Origin of the sequence: Halegenticoccus tardaugens (assembly GCF_004116405.1) — an archaeon.
GTDB lineage: Archaea > Halobacteriota > Halobacteria > Halobacteriales > Haloferacaceae > Halegenticoccus > Halegenticoccus tardaugens.
This window is the reverse complement of the sequence record NZ_SDIC01000004.1, coordinates 520,881-543,793: the sequence shown is the minus strand read 5'-3', so window position 1 is coordinate 543,793 and position 22,913 is coordinate 520,881. Positions and strand designations below refer to the sequence as shown.

Here is a 22,913-nt window from a genome sequence, read left to right as displayed (position 1 = left end):
GCCATCATGACGCAGAGATCTCGAATTATCGATAGATCGGAGATCACGACGGTGCGCTGGGCGGGGAGGGACCTCCGTGGCGGCTGAGGATCACACCAGAATCCTGGTCCCGGTCGGCGAGTCTCCGACGCTCCGCAACGCCGTCGCCTACGCCGTCAGGGTGGCGCATGACGACGCGGCGGAGCGCGACGGTCGCGCCACGGTTCACTTCGTGTACCCCGCGGTGTGGCGCGCGTTCGAATCCACCCGCGCGGCGAAGTTCGAACGGGCCGAGGAACTCCTCGAACGGGTCGAAGTCTGGGCGGCTGACGACCTCGAAGCGGACGAAACGGCGGTCGAGATCGAAACCGCCGTCGTCGGCGCGGACGAGTACCTCTTCAGCCCCGGCGACTTCGCGCGCGTGCTCGTCAACTACGCGCGCGTCCACGACCTCGACCGCATCGTCATCGACCCCGAGTACCAGCCCGGCGGTAACGCGCCGATGCTCCGGCCGCTCGAGTTCGAACTGTCGCAGTCGGGGCTCGCCGTCGAGGAGGCCCCCGTCGAGCGGCCGGCCAGGCGGACGAGACTCGTCGGCCGCGAGAGCCTCTCGCAGCTCCTCATCGTGTTCGGGGCCTCGTATCTGTTCTATCTGGCCCTCGGCGGGTTCAACACCGAGCCCTTCGAACTCGTCACGGGCGCGATAACCGCCGGAATCGTCGCGATCGTCCTCTCGAAGATCGCGCTGAAGGGGCCGCCGAACCTGCGAGAGATTCCGCGGCAGGCAGCGCGGTTCGCGCTGTACGTTCCGTACCTCCTGTGGGAGATCGCGAAGGCCAACGTCGCCATCGCGTACGTCGTGCTCCACCCGCGGCTGCCGATCGATCCGTCGATCGAGCGGTTCGAGGCGGCCGTCTGGGGCGACATGCCCGCGACGACGCTCGCGAACAGCATCACGCTCACGCCCGGGACGCTGACGGTCGACGTGAGCCAGCGCGAGTTCTACATCCACGCGCTCACGCAGTCCTCGAGGGAAGACCTGTTCGAGGGGGCGCTCGAACGCGCCGTGCGCTTCGTTTTTTACGGGCGGCGGGCGGCGCGGATCCCGAGCCCCCGCGAGCGGGCGGCGAATCGGGAGGTCGACGAGTCGTGAGCGTCGCGTCGCCGCTCGTCACGGGCGTGTTCCTCGGCGCGGCGGGCGCGTTCGCGCTCCTCGCGGTCGTCGTCCTCTACCGCGTCTTCGCCGGCCCGACGATGCAGGACCGCGTCATCGCGGTGAACGTCATCGGGTCGAACACCGTCGTCGTCCTCGCGTTCGTCGCCGCCGCCTTCGGCGAGCCGGGCTACCTCGACATCGCGCTCGTCTACGCGCTGTTGAACTTCCTCATGAGCATCGCCATCTCGAAGTTCACCGTCGAGCGGGGTGGCGTCATATGACGCCCGCCGAGATCGCCGTCGTGGCCCTCGTGGCCGGCGGGACGTTCTTCGCGATCGTCGCGGCCGTGGGCGTGCTTCGGCTCCCGGATCTGTACACCCGGACGCACGCCGCCTCGAAGAGCGACACGCTCGGCGCGGTGCTGTCGCTCGGCGCGGTCGCCGTCGCCTTCGGGGGGGACGTATCGACGCTCAAGACCGTGTTCCTGCTCCTCTTCATGTTCGTGACGAACCCCACCGCGGCGCACGCGATCGCCCGCGCCGCGTACGATCAGGGGATCGAGCCCTGGACGGCCGACGACGCGGGAGGTGAGTCGGAGTCGTGACGCTCACGCTCCTCGAAGCCGGCATCCTGACGTTCGTGATCGGTTGCGCGCTCACGGCCGCGGTGCTCCGCGACGTGCTCGGCGTCGTCATCGCCTCGGCGGCGTACAGCCTCGGGATCGCCGTCCTCTGGGTGCTCCTCAGAGCGCCCGACGTGGCGCTGACCGAGGCCGCCGTCGGCGCGGGCGTGACGACGGTGCTGTTCCTGCTCACGATCGCGAAGACGGTCCGGCCGTCCGACGAGCGGCGGCTCGAACTGCCGAGCCCCCGGTCGGCCGTCGTCGTCCTCACCTTCGTCGGCGTGCTCGCGATGACGATCCCGGCGCTTCCGGCCGTCGGAAGCCCCGACGGTGCGGTCGTCGACTCGCCCGTGACCCAGTACTACCTCGAAAACGCCTACGAGCAGACCGAGGTGAAGAACGTCGTGACCGCGGTGCTCGCCGCGTACCGCGGGTTCGACACCCTCGGCGAGGCCGTCGTCGTGTTCTCGGCGGGCATCGCCGCGCTGCTCGTGCTGAAACGGGAGGCGTTCGTATGAGCGACGAGCCGCGGAACGGCGGACGCGAGCCCGCATCGGAGTCGAACCGGGAACCGGAGGCGGAAGGAGACGAGGAACCCGAGCCGTGGGACCGCGGACGCGGCCCGTACGTCGAGAGCACGATCATCATGACGACGGTCCGCGTCGTCACGCCCTTCATCCTGACGCTCGGGCTGTTCGTGATGTTCCACGGCGCGGACTCCGCGGGCGGCGGCTTTCAGGGCGGCGCGATCGCGGCGACCGTCCTCCTGATGCTCGCGTTCGCGTTCGGGATCGAGCCGGTCCGCGACTGGCTCGACCCCGAGATCGTGCTCGGACTCGTGGCGGTCGGCGTCGCCACCTTCGTCCTGATCGGCCTCGGATCGCTCGCGCTGGGCGGGAGTTTCCTCCAGTACGACGTCTACCCGATCTACCACGCGAGCAAGTACGGCATCGAACTCGTGGAACTCGGCATCGGTGCCATCGTCGCGGGCGTCATCACGGGGCTGTTCTTCGTCATCGCGGCCGGGTTCGAGACGGGCGAACAGCTGGAGGACACCGCGGAGGAGGAGTCATGATCGATCTGCTGTTCACGCACTACAACTACGTCGCGGTCGTGTTGCTGTTGGGGATCGGGCTGTACATGATCACGGAGAGCACGAACCTCGTGAAGAAGGTCGTCGGCCTGAACGTCTTCCAGAGCGGGATCTTCCTCTTTTTCATCACCTCCGCGTACCTGGAGGGCGGCGCGTCGCCGATCGCCACGGGCGAGGGGCCGTACGTCAGCCCGCTGCCGCACGTGCTCATCCTCACCGCGATCGTCGTCGGGGTGAGCCTCACCGCGGTCGCGCTCGCGCTGATCGTCCGGATCCACAGCGAGTACGGGACGCTCGACGAGGACGTGCTCCGGGAGGTGCGGGCGAATGAGTGAACTGCTCGCGCTGCTCGTCGCCGTCCCGATCCTGGCCGCGGTGCTCGTGCTTGCGCTCGGCTACCGGTTCGACCGCCTCGGCTGGCCGCTCGCGGTGCTCGCCTCGCTGGTGCAGGTCGGCATGGCGGGTTCCGTCGCGGCGCAGGTGTACGGCGGGGGGCGCGCGGTCACGTACGCGCTCGGCGGGTTCCGGCCGCCCTTCGGGATCGAACTCGTCGCCGACGGCCTGTCGGCGGCGGTCGCGCTCCTGATCGCGGTCGTCTCGCTCGGCGTGCTCGCGTACGCCCGGCGCGCCGGCCCGCGCTCGCCGACCTTCTGCGCCCAGTACCTCCTGCTCGTCGCCGGGCTCTCCGGGATGAGCGTCACCGGCGACGTGTTCAACCTGTACGTCTTCCTCGAGATCACCGGGCTCGCGGCGTACGCGCTCGTGGCCACCGGCCGATCCGGTCGCGCCGCGGTCGGCGCGCTGAAGTACCTCATCATCGGGACCGTCGGCGCGTCGCTGTACCTCCTCGGGATCGGCTACGCGTTCGTGGCGACGGGCACGCTCAACATGGCCGACCTCTCGACGCGCCTCGCCGAGGTCGGCTACGACGCGACGCTCGTGCAGGCGTCCTTCGCGCTCATCGCCGTGGGGCTGGCGGTGAAGACCGCGCTCTACCCGCTGCACACGTGGCAGCCGGAGGCGTACGCGAGCGCCCCCGACAGCGTCAGCGCCTTCATCTCGGCGCTCGTCTCCACCGTCTCCGCGTACGCGCTCGCGCGGCTGACGTTCAGCGTCTTCACGGTCGACTTCCTCGCGGCGGTTCCCGCCGCGCAGGCCGGCCTCCTGACGATCGCGGGCGTGAGCATCGTCGCCGGGAGCGTCCTCGCGGTGATGCAGTCGGAGGTGAAACGGATGCTCGCGTACTCGTCGGTCTCGCAGTTCGGCCTCGTCGTCGCGGGCTTCGCGGTCGCGAACGAGGTCGCCTTCGTCGGCGCGACGATCCACCTCGTCGGCCACGGGCTGATGAAGGGCGGGCTGTTCCTCGCCGCGGGCGCGATCGCCGTCGCGACCGGGGCGAGGACGGTCGAGGAGTACGACGGCCTCGCGGCGCGGCGGCCGGTGCTCGCCGGCGCGTTCGCCGTGCTCGCGCTCTCGCTGGTGGGCGTCCCCCCGGCCGTGGGCTTCGTCGGCAAGTGGTACATCGCCCTCGGCGCAGTCGAGGCCGAGGCGTGGCCCATCGCCGTCGTCATCCTGCTCAGCACGCTGCTCACGCTCGCGTACTTCGTCCGCCTCGTCGAACGGATGTACTTCCGCCACGCGGGCGCGGAGACCGAGGTCGGAGCGGCGGCGGGCCCCGCCGTCACCGACGGCGGAGACGGCGAGCCGCGCGACCGCGGTCCCGACGAACCGTCGGCGGGGATGATCGCCGTCGTGGTCGTCGTCGCGGTCCTCGCCGTCGCGCTCGGCGGGGCCGCCTCCCTGTTCGGATCGCTCATGCAACCGACGCTCGACACCCTCCTCCAGCTATGACAGACATCACCTCTCTCCGACCGCTCGCGGCGGTGCTGGTGCCGGCGCTCGCCGTCGTCGGCATCGTCGCGTCGCACAGACGGCCGAACGTCCGCGAGGGCTGGACGATCCTCGCCGCGGTGGCCACGTTCGCGCTCGTCGCGAGCATGATCCCGGCGGCGCTCGCCGGGGACGCGTACGTCTCCGACCTCGGGCAGTTCGTTCCGGGCGTCGAGTTTGCGCTCCGAGCGGACGCGCTCGGCATGCTGTTCGGCCTGCTCGCGAGCTTCCTGTGGGTCATCACCAGCTTCTACAGCATCGGCTACATGCGCGGGCTTCACGAACACGCGCAGACGCGCTACTTCGCCTCCTTCGCGGCGAGCGTCGCCACCGCGATCGGCGTCGCGTTCGCGTCGAACCTGCTCGTCCTGTTCGTGTTCTACGAACTCCTGACCGTGGCCACGTACCCGCTCGTCACCCACGACGAGACCGCCGAGGCGCGCGCGGCCGGCCGGAAGTACCTCGCGTACACCTTCTCCGGCGGCGTCGCGGTGCTCGCCGGGACGGTGCTCGTCTACTGGCTGACCGGGACGGTGACGTTCACCCCCGGCGGCATCGAGGGGCTCGCGTCCGACCCGACCGCCGCCCGGGCCGGCTTCGCCCTGCTGGCCGGCGGCTTCGGCGTGAAGGCCGCGCTCATGCCGGTCCACTCGTGGCTCCCGGACGCGATGGTCGCCCCGACGCCCGTCTCCGGGCTGTTGCACGCGGTGGCGGTCGTCAAGTCCGGCGTGTTCGGCATCGCCCGCGTCGTGCTCGACGTGTACGGCCCGGTCACCGTGGCGGACCTCGGCGTCGGCCTCCCGCTGGCCGCCGTCGCCGCGTTCACCCTCGTGACCGCGAGCGTCATCGCGCTGAGACAGGACAACCTCAAGCGCCGGCTGGCCTACTCGACGGTGAGCCAGCTCTCGTACATCGTCCTCGGGTTGGCCGTGCTCGCGCCGGACGCGCTCGTCGGCGGACTGCTGCACATCCCCGCACACGCCTTCATGAAGCTCACCCTGTTCTTCTGCGCGGGGATCATCCACGTCGAGACCCACACCGACGACATCAGCGACATGGCCGGCATCGGAAAGCGGATGCCGCTGACGATGGCCGCCTTCGCGGTCGCGGCGGCCGGGATGGCCGGCATCCCCCTCGTCGCGGGGTTCGTCAGCAAGTTCTACCTCCTCATCGGCACCGTCGAGGCCGGTCAACTCGTCTTCACGGCCGCGCTGTTGCTCTCCGGCGTCCTCAACATCGCGTACTTCTGGCCGATCGTCTACCAGGCGTTCTTCGAGGGCGAGACGGCGGACAAACACGACCGCAAGCCGCTCATCGAGAACCCGATCGGGGGCCGGTTCGCGTTCGCCGCCGACGGCGGCCGACGCGGCGCGGCGAACGACGAACGCGCCGACGCGACCGACTTCGATTCGGTCGACGCCCGAGGACCGGAGTCGACGGCGGGAGCCGCCGAACCGGAGGGCGAGTACGCGGTCGACCGCAACCCGAGCGACCACGCCCGGCCGGACGAGGGGGCTGCCGCCGGTCGCCCGGAGGCGGCCGACGGTGACGCCCTCGACGGTCACGCTCGCAACGACGAGCACGCGGACCGCGACGAGCACGCGCACCACGGCGGCCCGCCGGTCGGCGGCTGGGAGCGCCGCGGCTGGCTCGGCGAGGAGAGCACCTGGTTCATGCTCGCGCCGATCCTGACGGCCGTCACCGGATCGGTCGTGCTGGGGCTCGTCCCCCACGCCGCCGTGTTCCTGCGGCTGATAGAGCGGATCGTCGCGGGTGCGACGGCGACGGGGGTGGTCGGCTGATGGCGGTCGACGCGCTGAGCGCCGTGCCGCCCTTTGCCTACGTCCTCGTCGCGGCGCTCGTCCTGCCGGTCGCGTCGCGGCGGGTCGGCCACGCACTCGGCGTCCTCGCGACGCTCGTCGTGGTCCCGGTGTCGGTTCTCGCGCCGTCGGGCGCGCACCTCGCGGTGCGGCTGTTCGGCTTCGACGCCGTGCTGTTCAACGTCGATCAGTTCTCGCGGCTGATGGGGATCATCTTCGGCTTCATCGGCGCGGCCGCGGTGCTGTACTCCTACGCGAGCCGGGCCGACAACGTCCAGACGGCCTACGCCCTGTCGTACGTCGGCACCAGCGTCGGCGCGGCGTTCGCCGGCGACTGGCTCACGCTGGTGTTCTTCTGGGAGCTGATGGCCGTCACGAGCACGGCGCTCGTCTGGCACTACGGCGGCGAGGCCGTCCGCGCGGGGTTCCGCTACGCGCTCCTCCACGGCGTCGGCGGCAGCCTCGTCCTCGGGGCGATCGTGTGGCACTACGCCGCGGTCGGGTCGTTCCTGTTCAGCGCCGCGCCGGCGGGGCTCGCCGCCGGCGGTGCCGTCCCCGCGGTGCTCGCGGCGATCGGCATCGGCGTCAACGTCGGCTTCATCGGCCTGCACGCGTGGCTGCCGGACACCTACCCGCGGCCGCACGTCGCCGCCAGCGTCTTCCTCTGCGTCTACACGACGAAGACCGGCGTGTACGCGATGTACCGCGCGTTCCCGGAGGGCCACCTCTGGATCGCCTACATGGGCGGCGCGATGGCCGTCTTCGGGGCGACGATGGCGCTGCTGCAAAACGACATGCGGCGGCTCCTGTCGTACCACATCCAGTCGCAGGTCGGCTACATGATCGCGGGCGTCGGCATCGGCTCGGCGCTCGCGACGGCGGGCGCGTTCGGCCACGTCTTCAACCACATCCTCTACAAGAGCCTGCTCTTCATGACGGTCGGCGTGGTCATCTACCGGACCGGCGAGGAGAGCCTGAAGTACGTCGGCGGCCTCGCCCGCGAGATGCCGGTGACGACGATCGCGTTCGTCGTCGCCGCCCTCTCGATCGCCGGCTTCCCCGGCTTCAACGGCTTCGTGAGCAAGGGGATGGTCATCGCCGCGGCCCACAAAGAGCACATCGACGTGCTCTGGTGGCTGCTGCTCATCGGGGGCGTGGGCACCTTCCTCTCCTTTATCAAGCTCGGGTACTACGCCTTCTTCCACGGCGAGTACGACGGCGCGGTCGCGGACGCGAACCGCGGCCAGCAGGTCGCGATGGTCACCGTCGCCGTCCTCTGCGTCGCGTACGGGGTGTTCCCGGACGCGCTCTTCGCGATCCTGCCCGACGCGGCCGACATCGACTACGTCACGTTCACCGTCGGCCACGTCGCGGAGGGGCTGGCGCTCGCCGCCGCCGGCGTCGTCGGCTTCGTCCTCCTGAAGAAGCCGCTCTCGAAGGTCGGGCGCGTCCCCGACGTCGACGCGCTGTACAACCCGGCGGCCTTCTACGGGACGCGCGGGCTGGTCCGCGGCGTCACCGACGCCTACGCTGCCGTCGACCGCGGCGTGGTCGCGGCGAGCGCGGGCGCGGTGTGGGCCGCGCGGAACCCCGAGGCGGCGCTGCGGCGCGCGACCGGCGGCGCGCGGGCGGGGACGGGCGAGAACCCGACGAGCCTCCGGATCGGCATCGGGACCAGCGTGCTCGTGCTCGCGGTCGTCGTGACGCTCGGCGTGGCGCTGCTGCTGTTCGCCTGAGCGTCGGACGGTCCGATCCGCGTCGACAGCGACCGGTGACGGCCGGCGCGGCGGACGGCCATCGGCGGGTGGCCGCCCGTGCCACGCGTCCGCGCGGGTGGGTCGAACCGCCATCTTTTATGCGGAACCCCCGGTAGGGGCGACATGGACCAGTTGCAGCGTTCGCTGCTCGAGGCCCCGATCATCGAGAAAGGAGAGTACGAGTATTTCGTCCACCCGATCAGCGACGGGGTCCCGATGCTGGAGCCCGGGCTGCTCCGCGAGATCGTGATCAAGATCATCCGCAAGGCGGAGCTGGAGAACGTCGACAAGATCGTCACGCCCGCCGCGATGGGGATCCACATCTCGACCGCGGTGTCGCTCATGACCGACATCCCGCTCGTCGTCATCCGAAAGCGGCAGTACGGCCTCGACGGGGAGGTCGCCCTCTCGCAGCAGACCGGCTACTCCGAGAGCGAGATGTACCTCAACGACGTCGGCGAGGGGGATCGCGTGCTCGTGCTCGACGACGTGCTCAGCACCGGCGGCACGATGAAGGCGGTGCTCGACGCCCTCTCGAAGATCGGCGCGGACATCGTCGACGTGGTCGCGGTGATCAAGAAGGCCGGGCCGAACGAACTCGACGACACCGACTACGACGTGAAGACGCTCATCAACGTCACCGTCGAGGACGGCGAGGTGATCATCGTCGACGAACACGGCGACGGGTAGCGACTCTCCGTCCCGCGGCGGTTCCGAACCCGGTCCGGCTCGACGCCGCCGCGCTCGATCCACGAACGACACCCATCGACGAGCCTTCCATTCTGTCCAAGCGTTCTCCGTCACATTGGTGAAAACAACACTTCACCGATCGAAGATTATATGTTTTGGTAGTCGTTCACAGAGATCATGCCACTCGGCGACAATACTTGGACGACTAACAGGCGCGGCGCGATGAAGCTCGTCGCGGCCGGCGGCGTCGGCGGCGTCGCGGGCCTCGCGGGGTGCGCGGGCGGCGGGGGCGGTTCCGAGGGTGACGACCTCGGAAACACGCTCGTCGGCCCGGACGACGAGCCGGTGCGGCTGAAGCTCGTGTATCGCACCGGCACCGAAACCGGCGAGACGACCGCCCAGTTCATGAAGCAGGAACTCGGCGAGATCGGGATCGGCGTCGAGTTCGACTCCGCGCCGTTCAACACGCTCCTCGACCGCTACGCGTCGAACAAGCCCGAGGGAGCGGACGACGCGACGTACAACGGCGGGAACCGCGATGAGTCCGTCAGCCCGGAGCGGTGGGACATGATCTGGGGGATCGGCTTCAACACCTACCCGATGACGCCGACCTCCGTCGCGTCCTTCTTCATCGACGAGCGGGACACGGACCGCGCGACGATCAACTTCTACGGCTACCGCCCCACCGGCGACCGCGACATCGCGTCGGAGATCGACGAACTGGGTCAGGAAACCGACTCGCAGAAGCGACAGGAGGGGTTCGCGGACCTGTTCGGGTTCATAAGCGAGGACCAGCCGTTCGGGATGATCGGCTTCAGCGACGACATCAACGGCTTCCGCGCGAACGTGCGGCACACCGAACCCGGCTTCAACTTCGGGTGGGACTCCCAGAAGTGGCACTTCGAGGGGAACGGTTCCTCGCCGGAGGGCGAGTACATCTCCGGCGAGACGACAGACGCCTCCACGGTCAACTTCATTCGGATCAGCGACACGTCGTCCGACCTCCGCGTCGGACTGACGATGGACGGCGCGTACACGGTGAACTCCGACATGGAGATCGAACCGCGGTGGGTCGAATCTGTCGACACCGAGGACAACCAGACGTACGCGTTCAAACTCCGCGAGAACCTCCGGTGGAGCGACCCGTACGGGCGGATGACCGCCGAGGACTGGGTGTACTTCATTCGGGAGGTCCGACAGGCCGACGAGAACTGGGCCGGCGACACGAACCGCGGCGACTGGTTCGTCGGCGAGGAGCCGATCGAGGTCGAACAGACGGGAGAGTTAACCTTCGAGGCGCGCCTGCCCGAGGTGGACCCGGACTTCCCCCGGAAACCCATCATGTGGGGCGCGTACTGCATGCCGAAAGAGTTGATCGAACCCTACGTCGAAGAACGGGACGGCGAGGGGTTGAACGAGGACAGGGAGGTGCAGACGCTCGCGTACACCGGCAACCTCGGGCCGTACACCTACGAGTCGTGGGAGCGCGAGTCGCGCTTCCGCGCCGTCCGCAACGACGACTACTACCTCCGCGAGATCGAGGGGTACGAGAACGCGCCGCTCTTCGATCGCTACGCGTACCAGGTGTTCAACGAGGAGAGCACGCAGCTTTCCGCGCTCGAAACCGGCGAGATCACCTACGCGGAGCTGCCGTCTGAGAAGGCGGACAACTTCAAAGACATGGACGGCGTGAACGTCACGTTGTCGCCCACCCCGTACATCTCCATCCTCGCGTACAACCAGCGCGCGAACGGCTGGGAACCCCTCCGAAAGCGCGAGGTCCGGCAGGCGTTCGCGTACGCCATCAACAAGAAGGCCATCGCCGAGCAGATCAACCGCGGGTACCTGCGGCCCGCGCACACCTACCAGCCCGAGTGGTCCGACTGGTTCGACGACTCGAAGGTCACGCGAACCGGCGTCGGCGACAGCCACAGCTACGCGAAGGCGAAGCGGTTGATCGACGGGGCGCTGGACGACCATGAGTACGTCGACCGGTGATCGAACGTCGGGGATGAGACGATGAGCATGGGGTGGTACGTCGCACAGCGGGTCGCGTGGGCCCTGGTCGCGACGTTCGTCATGCTGTCTCTGACCTTCGGGCTCCTCGCCGTCACGCCGGACGCGCAGCAGTCGCAGTTCGCCTTCCAGCAGGCGCAGGAGGGCGCGAGCGGCGACGAGGCCCGGGAGACGTACGAGCGGGTCAGCGGAACGGACGGCCCGCTGTTCGAACGCTACGCGGACTACATGGTCGGGATGGCCACCGGCGACTGGGGCTGGTCGCACACGCGCTCGCAGCCCGCGCTCCAGGCGGTCGCCGACGCGTATCCGTACTCGCTGATGTACGGGATCCCCGCCACCGTCCTCTCCGTCGTCGCGGGGATCGGCATCGGGCTGTACTCGGCGACCCACCAGTACACGAAGGCGGACTACGCCGGGACGTTCCTCGCGTTCTTCGGCGTGAGCGTTCCGAACTTCTGGTTCGGCATCATGCTCATCCTGCTTTTCGCCGTCCATCTCGGGTGGCTCCCGTCGTACTACGACACGAGCCACGGCGTCTGGACGTTGGCGAACGCGAAGCAGCTGGTGTTGCCGGTGATCGTGCTCAGCACCTCCGCGATCGCGAGCCAGATGCGCTACGCGCGGGCGGAGTCGCTGGAGTACGTCCACGCGGACTTCGTCAAGACGGCGCGCGCGAAGGGCGCGAGCGAGTGGCGGGTCATCCGCCACATCTTCCGCGCGGCGTCGGTGCCCATCTCGACGATCCTCGTCGCGGACATCCTCGGGCTGCTGTTCGTCGCGTCGTACCTGACGGAGGTGGTGTTCCAGATCCCCGGGCTCGGGCTGTTGAGCTACCGCGCCATCACGCAGAACGACACCGCGCTCGTGCTCGCCACGACGCTGATCCCGGTGTTCGTCGCCATCCTCGGCAACCTCGTCCAGGACATCGTCTACACGGTGCTCGACCCGCGGATAGACTACGGTGATCGCTGATGGCGGCCGACCCGGAACCCACCGAAAACGCCTCGTTCGAGAACGTCGACTGGGACGCGCTCGAAACGGATCTCGGGGGGTTCTCCCGCCGGCAGACGGCGTTCGCGGCGGCGACGCTCGCGTTCGCCCTCGGGGTCGTCTACGACACCGCGGTGGGCGGGCCGCTCCCCCTCCTCGGCGATCCCACGCCGCTGGACTGGCTGTTCTGGTTGACGCTGCTCCTCTCCGCGTTCTACGTCGTCCTGCCGCTGTACGACGATCCGCGGCTGACGAGACGCTACTGGCGGCAGTTCAGGAAGAACACCGCGGCGGTGATCAGCCTCGGCTACCTGCTCGTCGTGTTCGCGGTCGGGACGCTCGGCCCGATGGTGCTGCCGCAACCGGAACTGGATCTCCTCGCGCGACGACAGCCGCCGGTGTACACGAGCGTCGCCGCGGACGTACCCACCTCGTGCGTCGGCGAGGTCGCGGGCGGGATGTGTCGCGGCACGTGGCAGTACCCCTTCGGCACCAACGCGCAGGGCCACGACATGCTCCACCTGCTCGTCTTCGGGATGGAGGTGAGCATGCAGGTCGGGCTCATCGCGACGGCGATCATCGTCGTCGTCGGGACCGCGGTCGGCACGAGCGCCGCGCTGTTCGGCGGGATGGTGGATGAGGTGTCGATGCGCTTCGTCGACCTGCTGCTCACGGTGCCGACGTTCTTCCTCTTCATCCTGATCGTCTACCTCTACGGCGGGAGCCTCTTTCTCATGGTCCTCATCTTCGGCCTCCTGAGCTGGGGCGGCGTCGCGCGGCTCGTCAGGAGCGAGGCGCTCCAGCGAAGCGAGGAGGCGTACATCAAGGCGGCGGAGAACGCCGGCGCGAGCAAGGCGTGGATCCTCCGCCGGCACGTCGTCCCGAACGTGTCGAACACGGTGATCACGGCCGCGACGCTCACCATTCCGTTCCTCATCCTCGCGGAGGCGGGGCTCTCGTTCCTCGGCCTCGGCGACCCCACGGCGTTCTCGTGGGGGCAGACCATCGCCGACGGTCGGGGCGAACTCGCCGGTGCGTGGTGGATTTCGACGGTGCCGGGGATCTTCCTGTTCTTTACCGTGCTGGCGTTCAACTTCCTCGGCGACGCGCTCCGCGACGCGCTCGATCCGCGGTCGGAGGTGTGACGATGGGGGACGAACCGATCCTCTCGGTCAGGAACCTCCGAACGCACTTCCGCACCGACGCCGGGACGGTCCGCGCCGTCGACGGCGTGAGTTTCGACGTCCGCCGCGGCGAGACCGTCTGCGTCGTCGGCGAATCGGGGTCGGGAAAGACCGTCGCCAGCGAATCGATCACGCGCCTGATCCCGATCCCGCCGGGGGAGATCGTCGAAGGCGAGGTCGTCTTCGACGGCGTCGACCTCGCGTCGCTCTCGGACCGCGAGATTCGCGAGTACCGCGGCGGTCGGATCGGGCACGTCTTCCAGAACCCGCAGGGCGCGCTGCACCCGATGCACACGGTGGGGAGACAGATCGTCGAGGCGATCAGGCTGCACCGCGACGCGGGAAAACGCGAGGCCCGCGAGCGGGCGATCGACCTGCTCGACCGGGTCGGCATCCCCGACGCCGCCGCGCGGTTCGACAACTACCCCCACGAGTTCTCCGGCGGGATGAAACAGCGGGTCGTCATCGCCGTGGCGCTCGCCTGCGATCCCGACCTGCTGATCGCCGACGAGCCGACGACGGCGCTCGACGTGACGATCCAGGCGCAGATCCTCCGGCTCTTGCGGGACCTGCAGGAGGAGTTCGGGATGAGCGTGCTCCTCATCACCCACGACCTCGGCGTCGTCGCGGAGATCGCCGACAGGGTCGTCGTCATGTACGCCGGAAAGGTGATGGAGCGGGGAACGGTGTACGAGGTCCTCGAAAATCCCTCCCATCCGTACACGCTGGCGCTTCTCGACTGCCTCCCCGGCAGCGGCGGCGCGATGCGACCGCTCGGCGGGTCGCTCCCGGACCCGCGGGACCCGCCGTCGGGCTGCCGGTTCCACCCGCGGTGTCCCCACGCGGTCGAGGAGTGCGAAACCGGCGATCAGCCGGCGATGGGGGCCGCCGAATCGCCGGATCACGAGATCTCGTGCGTCTACTACCACGAGGGCTACGACGAGACGGCGATCCGCGAGCGACGGGCCGCGAAGGTGGACGGGGACGTCGGACGGGCGGACGGGAACGTCGGGCGGGCGGACGGGGGCGACGGACGATGACGGACCGGGACGACGACCCGTCGGTGGCGGATCGGGCCGACGAACCGCCGGCGACGGCCCGATCCGACGGGCGGTCGACGGCGGATCGACCCGACGACCCCCTGTTGTGCGTCCGCGGCTTGAAAAAGCACTACCCGATCACGGAGGGGGTGTTGCGCCGCGAGGTCGGCCGCGTTCGGGCGGTCGACGGGATCAGCTTCGACGTGTACCCCGGCGAGACGTTCGGGATCGTCGGCGAGTCCGGCTGCGGAAAGTCCACCGCCGCGACGACGCTGCTCGGGCTCGAAGCGCCGACCGACGGGGAGGTCCTGTTCGACGGCGTCGACGTGAGCGCCGCGTCGAAAACGGAGCGCAAGCGGTTCCGCCGGCGCGCGCAGATGATCTTCCAGGATCCGACCACCAGTTTCGACCCCCGGATGAGCGTCGGCGAGTCCGTCGCGGAACCGCTCCGGATCCACGGCATGCGCGATCGGGATCGGCGGCGGCGGATCGCGCAGAATCTCCTGGAGCGGGTCGGCCTCTCGGCGGACGACGTCGACCGGTACCCCCACGAGTTCTCCGGCGGGCAGAAACAGCGGATCGGGCTGGCGCGGGCGCTCGTGCTCAACCCGGATCTCATCGTCGCCGACGAGCCGGTGTCGGCGCTCGACGTGTCGATACAGGCGGAGATCCTGGCGCTGATGCGCCGGCTCCAGGAGGAGTTCGACCTCGCGGTCGTGTTCATCAGCCACAACCTCGGGGTCGTCCGCGAGGTGTGCGACCGCGTCGCCGTCATGTACCTCGGCGAGATCGTCGAGGTGGGCCCGACGGAACGACTGTTCGCCGACCCGCAGCACCCCTACACGCGGGCGCTACTGTCGTCGATCCCGACCCCCGACCCGCGGAAGCGCGGCCGGGGGATCGAGCTGACCGGCGACGTGCCGAGCCCCTCGGATCCGCCGTCGGGCTGTCGGTTCCACACCCGCTGCCCGGAGATCGTCCAGCCGGACGGCTACGAGTTCGAGCAGACCGGCTGGCGGCGCGTGATGGACCTGCGGGCGAAGCTCAACCGCGGCGAGGTCGACCGCGAGTCCGCCCTCGAACTCGCGGCCGCGCACTCGGCTGCGACGGGCGGGGCGGCCGCGACGGGCGGGACGGGCGGGACGGACGCGGGGGCGGCCTCGGACGGAACGCGCGCGACCGAGGCGTCGACCCGCGAAGCGCGTGCGGCGATCCGGCGGGCGTTCGACCTCCCGGCGGCGCTGACGGACGAGCGCGCGGATGCCGTCCTCTCCGAGGCGCTCGGGCTGATCGTCGACGGCGATTCGGGCGGAGCCGCGGCGCTCCTGGCCGACGAGTTTTCGACGCCCTGCGAGCGCCGCGAGCCGCGGCCGACGGGCGTCGCCGACGGCTGGTCCGCGGCTTGCCACCTCCTGGACGGCTCGCGGCGAGCCGAGGGCGCGGAACCGGTGACCGGCCGCGAGGACTGAGCGGCTCGCGCGGAGCGTCGCGGTGTCGGTCGTTCCGCGCGGATCGATCTTCGCCCGCGCGACCGGCGATCCGCGGCGGATCCGCTGCCGGCGGCCGACGACTCGGCGGCCGCCGGCGCACCCGCGCCACCTTCCGCGGGCGTGAGGCTTTTCGGCTGCGGACCCGAAGCGACGGGTATGCCGTCAGCACTGTTCGTCGTCAGCGAGGAGGGGTACTGGGGAGAAGAGTGCGTCGAGCCGCTCACGACGCTCGACGAGGCCGGGGTCGACGTCACCGTCGCGACGCCGAGCGGATCGCCGCCGGTGATCGACGAGCGCTCCGTCGATCCCGACACCGTGGGCGAGGAGACCGCGGCGCGCGTCCGGGAGGTACACGAGAGCGACGCGCGGCTGAACGACCCGGTTCCGATCGCGACCGTCGACGCGGACGACTACGACGCGGTCGTCCTCCCCGGCGGACACGGAACCGAGTGGGACGTCAACCAGGACCGCCACGCCCGGAAGCTGGTCGCGGACGCGGTCGAGGGCGACGGGGGGAAGGTCCTGATCCTCTGCCACGCGGTCGGCATCCTCGGGTTCACCCACACCGAGGAGGGCAAGTACGTCGTCTCCGAGCGCGACGTCACCGGCTTCCCGAACGAGTGGGAGGCCGACATCGTCGACGAGAACGATCGGATGCCCGACGGGCGGAAGCTTCCCTACTGGGTCGAAGACGAGGTGAAGGCCGCGGGCGGCAACTGGGACGCGGAACTCGATTCGGACACGAGCGTCACCGTCGACGGCGATCTCATCACCGGGCGGGGTCCGGAGTCGTCGCGCGCGGCCGCGGTGACGTTGCTCGAGGAGCTGTAGTCAGCAGGGACGGCGGGACGCGTTCTGTCTTTCTAACGGGCCGAGTTCCTCCTCTCGTCACGTTCCAACCTCGCTCGACGAGCGGACGCGGAAGGACTGAACTGTCGATGAATGCCGAAGTGGTAGCGGGGTTCGCTGGGATCAGTCGCCGCGGCGGACCGCGAGGAGTGCGGTGGCGATCAAGGCGACGAGCGCGATCACAACACCGAAGCCGGGACCATCACTGCTCGTCGTGTTCTCGGTCGCGGATCGTTCCGACGCCTCGTCCTCGGGCGTTTCGGTGACATCGGTCGTCGACTCACCGTCAGAGTCGTTCTCGCCATCCGTTTCGTCGTCTATTTCCTCTCGGTCTTCGACTTCCTCCCCGTCACCGATCTCCTCTACCTTCGTCTCGTTGGCGGGAGCCGACTCATCGTTTTCGTCGCCGGCGGCGTCACACTCGGTGGAACACTCGCCGTCGTCGGTTTCGTCGGTTTCGTTCCGATCGTCGCCGTCTGTCCCGTCGTTCGCATTTTCGTCGCCGTCGGTCGCATCGTCGGTATCGCTCACGTCCTCGTCGGCTTCGTCGCTGTCCGTCGATTCCTCGTTTTGACTGGTTTCGTCGTCGGTCGAGCCGATGTCGGCCGTCAGGTCGTAGAGGACCGCGTCGCTTCCGACGACCCATGGCCCCTCGACGTCGCCGTCGATACCGAGGGTGACGGTGTACTTACCGCTCTGATTCACCGTGAACGTAAGGTGCCCGCCGTCGGCGGTTCGGGTCCAGTTCGACTCGACGACACCGGGGCCGCCCGTGTACAGGGTCCGTCCGTAATAGTCCCAACTGTACTCGTTGAGGACCGTCGTCTCGGTGTACGTGACCGTGACCGTATCGCCCGCTTCGAGGTCGACGGCGTACGTGTCGTGGTCGAAGCCAATAGCACTCGCAGAGACGGTCTGACCGTCCGAGAGCACGGTCGCGTTTTCGGCGGTGACGTCTCCGTTCGGTTCGTAGGGATCCTGCGGGATCGCCTGGACCGTCAACTCGTACGGTTGCGATCCGTTCGCCTCGCGGACGTTGTCTTTTTCCTCGTCAGTGACGCTGCCGTACAAGGCACTGACATTGATATAGTACGTCCCCGCCTCGTCGACGGGCATCACGCTCGCAACGCGTTGGTCGTACGTCCCGATGAACGTCTCGCGCTCTCCGACGAGTTCACCGGCCGAGTTGGACACTTCGAATCGGAGGTCCTTCCACTCGAGGTTCTTCGAGGAGTTCGGCGCTGCCGGCTCCTCCCCGCCGTCGATCCATTCGAGCGTCACCAAAAACGTTTGATTCCCCTCGACGTCGACTCGATACCAGTCTTCGTCCTCCGGCGACTCGATGGTACCGTCTACCGTCGAGTTGGTGGTGACCGGGGTGGCGGTCGACTTCGTGTCGTCTCCGTCGGTCGATTCGTCTCCAACAGCACCATCCTGAGCGACCACACCAGCCGTGGATGCACCCGCGACGATGGATAGAACCAGCAGAGCGGTGGTTATCGTCGTACGTAGCGTTCGTTTTCGCATCATCGGTTACCACACGTAGGATAGCTCCGCCAGCGAACGTGGCTACAGAAGTTCATTTCAGTTCGCATCAACAATCCGTTTCAAGTGACTATATTAGAAAATTTCTAAGGATTTGAATCATAAAGTGAACCGGAATTCACTTCGTGTCAGCTTCGTTTTCGAACGCGGCGACGTCGAACTCGGCGACGTGTGAACGTCGAAAGGAGTGAAGGGACGTTTGTGCGGGCGGCGACAACAGAACTCACCGTCGCAAAACGGGTCGTCGATCTCGTCGTCCGGTCACTCGATTTTGAACGCGGCTTCCTCGACGTTCTCGCTCCGACACGCCGGACACCGTGACGGATAGTTGATCGGATCGTCGTAGCCGCTGAATCCGCAGTCGCCGCACTCGGGCGGGGCGACGAGAAACCGCTCGTCGGTCCCCTCGATCGATCGGGCGACGTGCCGAAGGTGATCGTAGGCGACGGACCGCGGGACGCCGACGGTCCGCGAGAGCGCGCTCGCCGTCGCGGGTCCCCGGCGAAGCGCGTTCGCGATACGCTGTCGAGCCGTCGCCTCGGCTTCCGAATCGGTCATACGCCACGGTTCGTCGTCTGAGGAAAAACGGTTTCGGCATATCTAACTGAACGAACAGAATCGAGGGAAAAAACCTTACCACCGGGGTGGGAGAGTGAAGATATGAAAGCAGTCGTCCTCGCAGGAGGATACGCGACCCGAATGTGGCCGATCACGAAGAACCGCCCGAAGATGCTCCTGCCCGTGGGCGAAGACACGGTGATCGACATCATCTTCGAGGAGTTCGAGGCGGACGATCGGGTCTCCGAGGTGTTCGTCAGCACGAACGAGGCGTTCGCCGACGACTTCGAGGAGTACCTCGAGGGGAGCGGCTTCGAAAAGCCGACGCTCTCGGTCGAGGAGACGATGGAGGAAGACGAGAAGTTCGGCGTCGTCGGCGCGCTCGCGCAGCTGGTCGAGCGCGAGGGCGTCGATGAGGACCTGCTCGTCGTCGCCGGCGACAACCTCCTCAGCTTTCGGATGTCCGAGTTCATCGACTACTTCCAGGAGAGGGGAACGTCGACGCTCGCGGCCTACGACGTGGGATCGCTCCAGCGGGCGAAGTCGTACGGGCTGGTCGAACTCGACGGCGAGCGCGTCGTCGACTTCCAGGAAAAGCCCGAGGACCCGAAGAGCACGCTCGTCTCCATCGCCTGCTACGCCTTTACGGCCGACACCCTCCCGCTCCTCGACGAGTACCTGGCCGCCGACAACAACCCCGACGAGCCCGGGTGGTTCATCCAGTGGCTCCAAGAGCGCGAGGCGGTCCACGCGTTCACCTTCGACGGGGCCTGGTTCGACATCGGAACGCCCGAGAGCTACCTCGAAGCCGTCGCCTGGAAGCTCGACGGCGAGAACTTCGTCCACCGGTCGGCGACCGTCGAGGGCTCCGAACTCGGCGAGAACGTCCACGTGATGGACGGGGCCGAGGTCCTCGACTCGACCCTCGAACAGACGATCGTCTTCCCGGACTCGTACATCAGCGACTCCGACATCCGGCGGTCGATCATCGACCGCGAGACGCGGATCGAGGGACTCGACTTCGCCGGCGCGCTCATCGGCGCGCACACGCGGATCACCAACGGCGACCACTGAGCCGTCGGAGCCACCCCCTCAGCCCAACCGCGCGTCGGTGATCCGAAGCCGCCCGCGGGTTCCGTCCCACTCCGTCTCGTACGAGAGTTCGATCGGCCTCGACATGTGCGGGGCGTCGGTGACGATCGTCTCGAACTCCCCGCCCTCGCCGAGGACGTGGACGCCGTGCGCCTCGTTGAGCGCTTCGAGGTCGGCGAGCGCGTCGGCGTCGAGCGTCCGGCCGAGCCACGACTCGCCGAGGCCGCCCGCGGCGACCTGCACGATCGTGATCTCGAAGCCCGCCGCCAGCATCGCGTCGGCGAGCGCGCGCGGCTCTTTCCCCCACAGCGGGGCGAACAGATCGATCCCGAGTCGGTCGCACATCCCCCGGATCCGGCTCGTCTGAAACTCGCTCTCGACCGCGCCCGCGGTGACGCCCGCGAGGTCGATCTCCTCGCCGAGGGCCGAAAGCGCAGCCTCCATCGGTTCGAGTTCGGCGTCCCCCTGCGCGCCGGCGTCCGTCGCGTCGGCCGCCTCGAAGTCGTCGGGTTCGACCTCGACGAGTTCGATGCCGATGCTCTCGGCGGCGAGGCGCGCGAGGCGGGTCGCCGGAACGTGGTACATGTACGAGTCTCCCCGCGGGTGGACCGTGAGTAGTCGCGTGACGTTCAACCCCGATTCGAGCGCCCGGTGGAGCGCCCACGAGGAGTCCTTGCCGCCGGAGAAGAGGCTCACCCAGTCGTCGGTCATTGACGGACGTAGCGGGGACGGCGATTTACGGGCTGCGATTCGCCGGCGACCGATCTCGATCGCCGGCGGTCGGTCGACGTTCCTTCTGCACTCGCCTTACATGTATCCGAGGTCGCGCAGCCGTTCCATGATGTTCTCCTTGTCCTGCGCGCGACCCTCGCGCTCGGTCGTCGTCTCCATGTCCTGCATCCACGCCGGCTCGTCCGCCGACTTCGCGGATCCGGACGCCGTGCCGAGCGAGCGGAACCCCTCGAAGTACTTCGGCGAGACGGGCAGGTCGTCGGGCGAGAGATCGTCCGGGAGGTCCGCGGAGGACTCCGGGACGAATCCGGCGGGATACCTCTCGACGGCGTCGGGCACGACGAACTGCCAGAACGCCTCCCACACGTCCGCCTCCTCGAACTGGAGGATCGGCTGGACGCGGTCGTGCGGCGGGTACTTCTCGGAGTCGTGTCGGGGGCTGAAGAACGTCTCGTCGGCGCGCGCGTCCTGCTCGTCCCAGCGGATGCCGGAGAAGATACCGTCGAAGCCGTGCGCTTCCAGCAGTTCGTTGAGCGCGACGGTCTTCAGGAGGTGGTTGCCGACGAACGTGTCCGCGTCGACGACGAGCGACCCCTCGCCGTACTCCAGGCGCTCCAGTTCGCGCCGGTTCGTCTCGCTCAGCTCCGCGACGGGGATCTCGTCGCCCGGCCCCGCGCCGCGTTCGGCGAGGTCCGTGTTCCGCGCGTAGACGAGGTCGAGATCCCACCGATCGGCCCAGCGCTCGACGAACGCGATCGTCTCGTCGAAGTGCTCGAAGTGGTCGATGAAGACGACCGGCGGCACGTCGAAGCCGCTCTCGCGGGCGACCTCCCGAACCACGTAGAGGACGAGCGTCGAGTCCTTCCCGCCGGTCCACATCACCGCTGGCTTCCGGTACTGCCCCAGCGCCGTCCGCGTCACCTCGGCGGCCTTCTCCACCTTTCGCGCGAGCGTGGGGTAGTCAGCCGCGGTCCGCTCCGCGCCGTCCTCGTAATCCAGGTCGAGATAGTCGGGGAAATCGGTCACGAACGGGAGTACGCGGGGGACGGTAATGCCTATTGCCGTTTTTGCAGGGCGTGAGACGCGGCTCACGCGGAAGAGACGCCCACGGTGGAAGAAGAGACGTCCACGGTGGACGACGAGCGCTCGTACCGCGAGCGATACGAGCGAGCGGCGGTTTTCAGTGCTGCTTTTACGGGAGGGTCGGGAAGCGGAACGTCGCTACATGTACCCGAGGTCGCGCAGGCGCTCCATCAGGTCCTCTTTGTCCTGGGCGCGCCCCGCGCGCTCGGTCGTGTTGTCGAGGTCCTGCAGCCACGCGGGCTCGGATTCGGCCTTCTCGGTCGAGACCTCGCTGCCGAGCGAGCGGAACCCCTCGAAGTACTTCGGCGAGACGGGCACGTCCTCGTGGGTGAGGCCGTTCGGCAGGTCGTCGTAGTCCTGCGGGACGTAGCCCTCGTCGGGGTACTCCTCGACCGTCTCGGGCACGACGAAGTGCCAGAACGCCTCCCACACGTCCGCCTCCTCGAACTGGAGGATCGGCTGGACGCGGTCGTGCGGCGGGTAGATCTCCGGGTCGTGTCGGGGGCTGAAGAACGTCTCGTCGGCGCGCGCGTCCTGCTCGTCCCAGCGGATGCCGGAGATGATGCCGTCGATGTCGTACTCCTCGAGCGTGTCGTTGAGCGCGACGGTCTTCAGGAGGTGGTTGCCGACGTACGTGTCGAGCAGGAACGGGAACGAGTCCTCCTCGTACTCCAGGATGTTGCGGACGTGGTGCTGGTTGTGCTCGGAGAGCTCCGAGATCGGGATGTCGTCGCCGGGGGTGAGCCCGTTCGCCTCGACGTACTCGCCGACGTCGGTGTTGCGCGCGTAGACGACTTCGAGGTCCCACTCGTCGGCCCAGTGCTCGACGAAGTCCATCAGCTCGTCGAAGTGCTGGTAGTGGTCGATGAACACCGTCGGCGGCAGTTCGAGGTCGTACCGCTCTGCGACCTCCTTTACGAAGTAGAGCGTGAGCGTCGAGTCCTTCCCGCCGGTCCACATCACCGCGGGGGTCTCGTACTCTTCGAGCCCCTGCTTCGTGACCTCGATGGCCTTTTCGATCTTGTGCTGGATGCTCGGGTAGTCCTCGGGGCTCTCTCCTTCGCCGTCCGTGTAGTCGACGTTCAGGTAGTCTGGGAAGCCTTCCGGCATGGTGTAATAACATATAATTAGCTGCCTCAAATGCTTTTTGCCCGAAACGTCGCGGCGTGCTACCACATGGCGACCGCGCCGGAACCGAGGTCGAAAAAGGGCTCTCTTTCAACGAGTACCGAAGATTCGTCGGGCGAGTCGTTCTCGGCGTCGGTCCCACCGTTCCGAGTCCGATCGATCCTCGATCCGGACGGATGCCCGCCGTCCCGGAGCG

General features: G+C 68.2%; 22 protein-coding genes. 17 read left to right on the top strand and 5 right to left on the bottom strand.

Annotated features, from left to right (window positions below):
* The first annotated feature begins 76 nt into the window (after window positions 1–76).
* The 16 genes from C3L37_RS13750 to C3L37_RS13675 all read left to right on the top strand — a co-directional run bounded on the left by C3L37_RS13750 (window position 77) and on the right by C3L37_RS13675 (window position 16,561).
* Entirely contained in the window at window positions 77–1,132 is a 1,056-nt protein-coding gene (locus C3L37_RS13750) for a monovalent cation/H+ antiporter subunit E (protein WP_129115176.1), read from the top strand.
* Entirely contained in the window at window positions 1,129–1,416 is a 288-nt protein-coding gene (locus tag C3L37_RS13745; RefSeq protein ID WP_129115175.1) for a cation:proton antiporter, read from the top strand. Before C3L37_RS13750 ends, C3L37_RS13745 begins: the two co-directional genes overlap by 4 nt.
* A complete protein-coding gene (gene mnhG, locus C3L37_RS13740) occupies window positions 1,413–1,739 on the top strand; it encodes a monovalent cation/H(+) antiporter subunit G (protein ID WP_129115174.1) in 327 nt (108 codons plus the stop codon). The genes C3L37_RS13745 and mnhG overlap by 4 nt, the downstream gene beginning before the upstream one ends.
* Window positions 1,736–2,275 (top strand): DUF4040 domain-containing protein, encoded by a 540-nt coding sequence (locus C3L37_RS13735; protein ID WP_129115173.1) that lies wholly within the window; start codon window positions 1,736–1,738, stop codon window positions 2,273–2,275. Before mnhG ends, C3L37_RS13735 begins: the two co-directional genes overlap by 4 nt.
* Window positions 2,272–2,832, top strand: a complete 561-nt coding sequence (locus C3L37_RS13730) for a Na(+)/H(+) antiporter subunit B (RefSeq protein WP_129115172.1) — start codon at window positions 2,272–2,274, stop codon at window positions 2,830–2,832. Before C3L37_RS13735 ends, C3L37_RS13730 begins: the two co-directional genes overlap by 4 nt.
* Complete coding sequence (locus C3L37_RS13725) at window positions 2,829–3,185, top strand: cation:proton antiporter subunit C (protein ID WP_129115171.1); 357 nt, start codon at window positions 2,829–2,831, stop codon at window positions 3,183–3,185. Before C3L37_RS13730 ends, C3L37_RS13725 begins: the two co-directional genes overlap by 4 nt.
* Window positions 3,178–4,701 carry a monovalent cation/H+ antiporter subunit D family protein gene (locus tag C3L37_RS13720; protein ID WP_129115170.1) on the top strand — a complete coding sequence of 508 codons (1,524 nt, stop codon included), beginning with the start codon at window positions 3,178–3,180 and terminating at the stop codon, window positions 4,699–4,701. Before C3L37_RS13725 ends, C3L37_RS13720 begins: the two co-directional genes overlap by 8 nt.
* Window positions 4,698–6,542 carry a cation:proton antiporter gene (locus C3L37_RS13715; RefSeq protein ID WP_129115169.1) on the top strand — a complete coding sequence of 615 codons (1,845 nt, stop codon included), beginning with the start codon at window positions 4,698–4,700 and terminating at the stop codon, window positions 6,540–6,542. Before C3L37_RS13720 ends, C3L37_RS13715 begins: the two co-directional genes overlap by 4 nt.
* A complete protein-coding gene (locus C3L37_RS13710; RefSeq protein WP_129115168.1) occupies window positions 6,542–8,296 on the top strand; it encodes a Na(+)/H(+) antiporter subunit D in 1,755 nt (584 codons plus the stop codon). Before C3L37_RS13715 ends, C3L37_RS13710 begins: the two co-directional genes overlap by 1 nt.
* Before the next feature lie 144 nt (window positions 8,297–8,440).
* Window positions 8,441–9,007 (top strand): hypoxanthine/guanine phosphoribosyltransferase, encoded by a 567-nt coding sequence (gene hpt / locus C3L37_RS13705; protein ID WP_129115167.1) that lies wholly within the window; start codon window positions 8,441–8,443, stop codon window positions 9,005–9,007.
* 177 nt (window positions 9,008–9,184) lie between these two features.
* Complete coding sequence (locus C3L37_RS13700; RefSeq protein ID WP_228546228.1) at window positions 9,185–11,005, top strand: ABC transporter substrate-binding protein; 1,821 nt, start codon at window positions 9,185–9,187, stop codon at window positions 11,003–11,005.
* A gap of 21 nt (window positions 11,006–11,026) precedes the next feature.
* Entirely contained in the window at window positions 11,027–11,998 is a 972-nt protein-coding gene (locus C3L37_RS13695; protein ID WP_129115166.1) for an ABC transporter permease, read from the top strand.
* Window positions 11,998–13,161, top strand: a complete 1,164-nt coding sequence (locus C3L37_RS13690; RefSeq protein WP_129115165.1) for an ABC transporter permease — start codon at window positions 11,998–12,000, stop codon at window positions 13,159–13,161. Before C3L37_RS13695 ends, C3L37_RS13690 begins: the two co-directional genes overlap by 1 nt.
* Window positions 13,162–13,163: 2 nt before the next feature.
* Complete coding sequence (locus tag C3L37_RS13685; protein WP_129115164.1) at window positions 13,164–14,240, top strand: ABC transporter ATP-binding protein; 1,077 nt, start codon at window positions 13,164–13,166, stop codon at window positions 14,238–14,240.
* Complete coding sequence (locus tag C3L37_RS13680) at window positions 14,237–15,709, top strand: ABC transporter ATP-binding protein (protein ID WP_129115163.1); 1,473 nt, start codon at window positions 14,237–14,239, stop codon at window positions 15,707–15,709. Before C3L37_RS13685 ends, C3L37_RS13680 begins: the two co-directional genes overlap by 4 nt.
* 177 nt (window positions 15,710–15,886) lie before the next feature.
* Entirely contained in the window at window positions 15,887–16,561 is a 675-nt protein-coding gene (locus C3L37_RS13675; RefSeq protein WP_129115162.1) for a type 1 glutamine amidotransferase domain-containing protein, read from the top strand.
* A gap of 141 nt (window positions 16,562–16,702) precedes the next feature.
* Here the strand turns inward: C3L37_RS13675 and C3L37_RS25565 are convergent, their stop codons facing one another.
* A complete protein-coding gene (locus C3L37_RS25565) occupies window positions 16,703–18,025 on the bottom strand; it encodes a PGF-CTERM sorting domain-containing protein (RefSeq protein ID WP_164974752.1) in 1,323 nt (440 codons plus the stop codon).
* Window positions 18,026–18,385: 360 nt separating this feature from the next.
* Complete coding sequence (locus tag C3L37_RS13665) at window positions 18,386–18,682, bottom strand: transcriptional regulator (protein ID WP_129115160.1); 297 nt, start codon at window positions 18,680–18,682, stop codon at window positions 18,386–18,388.
* A 102-nt stretch (window positions 18,683–18,784) separates the two neighbouring features.
* Here C3L37_RS13665 and C3L37_RS13660 point away from each other — a divergent pair, with 102 nt between their 5' ends.
* Window positions 18,785–19,756 carry a sugar phosphate nucleotidyltransferase gene (locus tag C3L37_RS13660; RefSeq protein WP_129115159.1) on the top strand — a complete coding sequence of 324 codons (972 nt, stop codon included), beginning with the start codon at window positions 18,785–18,787 and terminating at the stop codon, window positions 19,754–19,756.
* Window positions 19,757–19,774: 18 nt separating this feature from the next.
* Here C3L37_RS13660 and C3L37_RS13655 read toward each other — a convergent pair whose 3' ends face one another.
* The 3 genes from C3L37_RS13655 to C3L37_RS13645 all read right to left on the bottom strand — a co-directional run bounded on the left by C3L37_RS13655 (window position 19,775) and on the right by C3L37_RS13645 (window position 22,699).
* Entirely contained in the window at window positions 19,775–20,485 is a 711-nt protein-coding gene (locus tag C3L37_RS13655) for a diphthine--ammonia ligase (RefSeq protein WP_129115158.1), read from the bottom strand.
* A 96-nt stretch (window positions 20,486–20,581) separates the two neighbouring features.
* The gene (locus C3L37_RS13650) at window positions 20,582–21,532 is read right to left on the bottom strand and encodes a phosphoadenosine phosphosulfate reductase family protein (protein ID WP_129115157.1); all 951 of its coding nucleotides are present in this window, start codon (window positions 21,530–21,532) and stop codon (window positions 20,582–20,584) included.
* Between the two features lie 195 nt (window positions 21,533–21,727).
* Complete coding sequence (locus C3L37_RS13645) at window positions 21,728–22,699, bottom strand: phosphoadenosine phosphosulfate reductase family protein (RefSeq protein ID WP_129115156.1); 972 nt, start codon at window positions 22,697–22,699, stop codon at window positions 21,728–21,730.
* Between the last annotated feature and the right edge of the window lie 214 nt (window positions 22,700–22,913).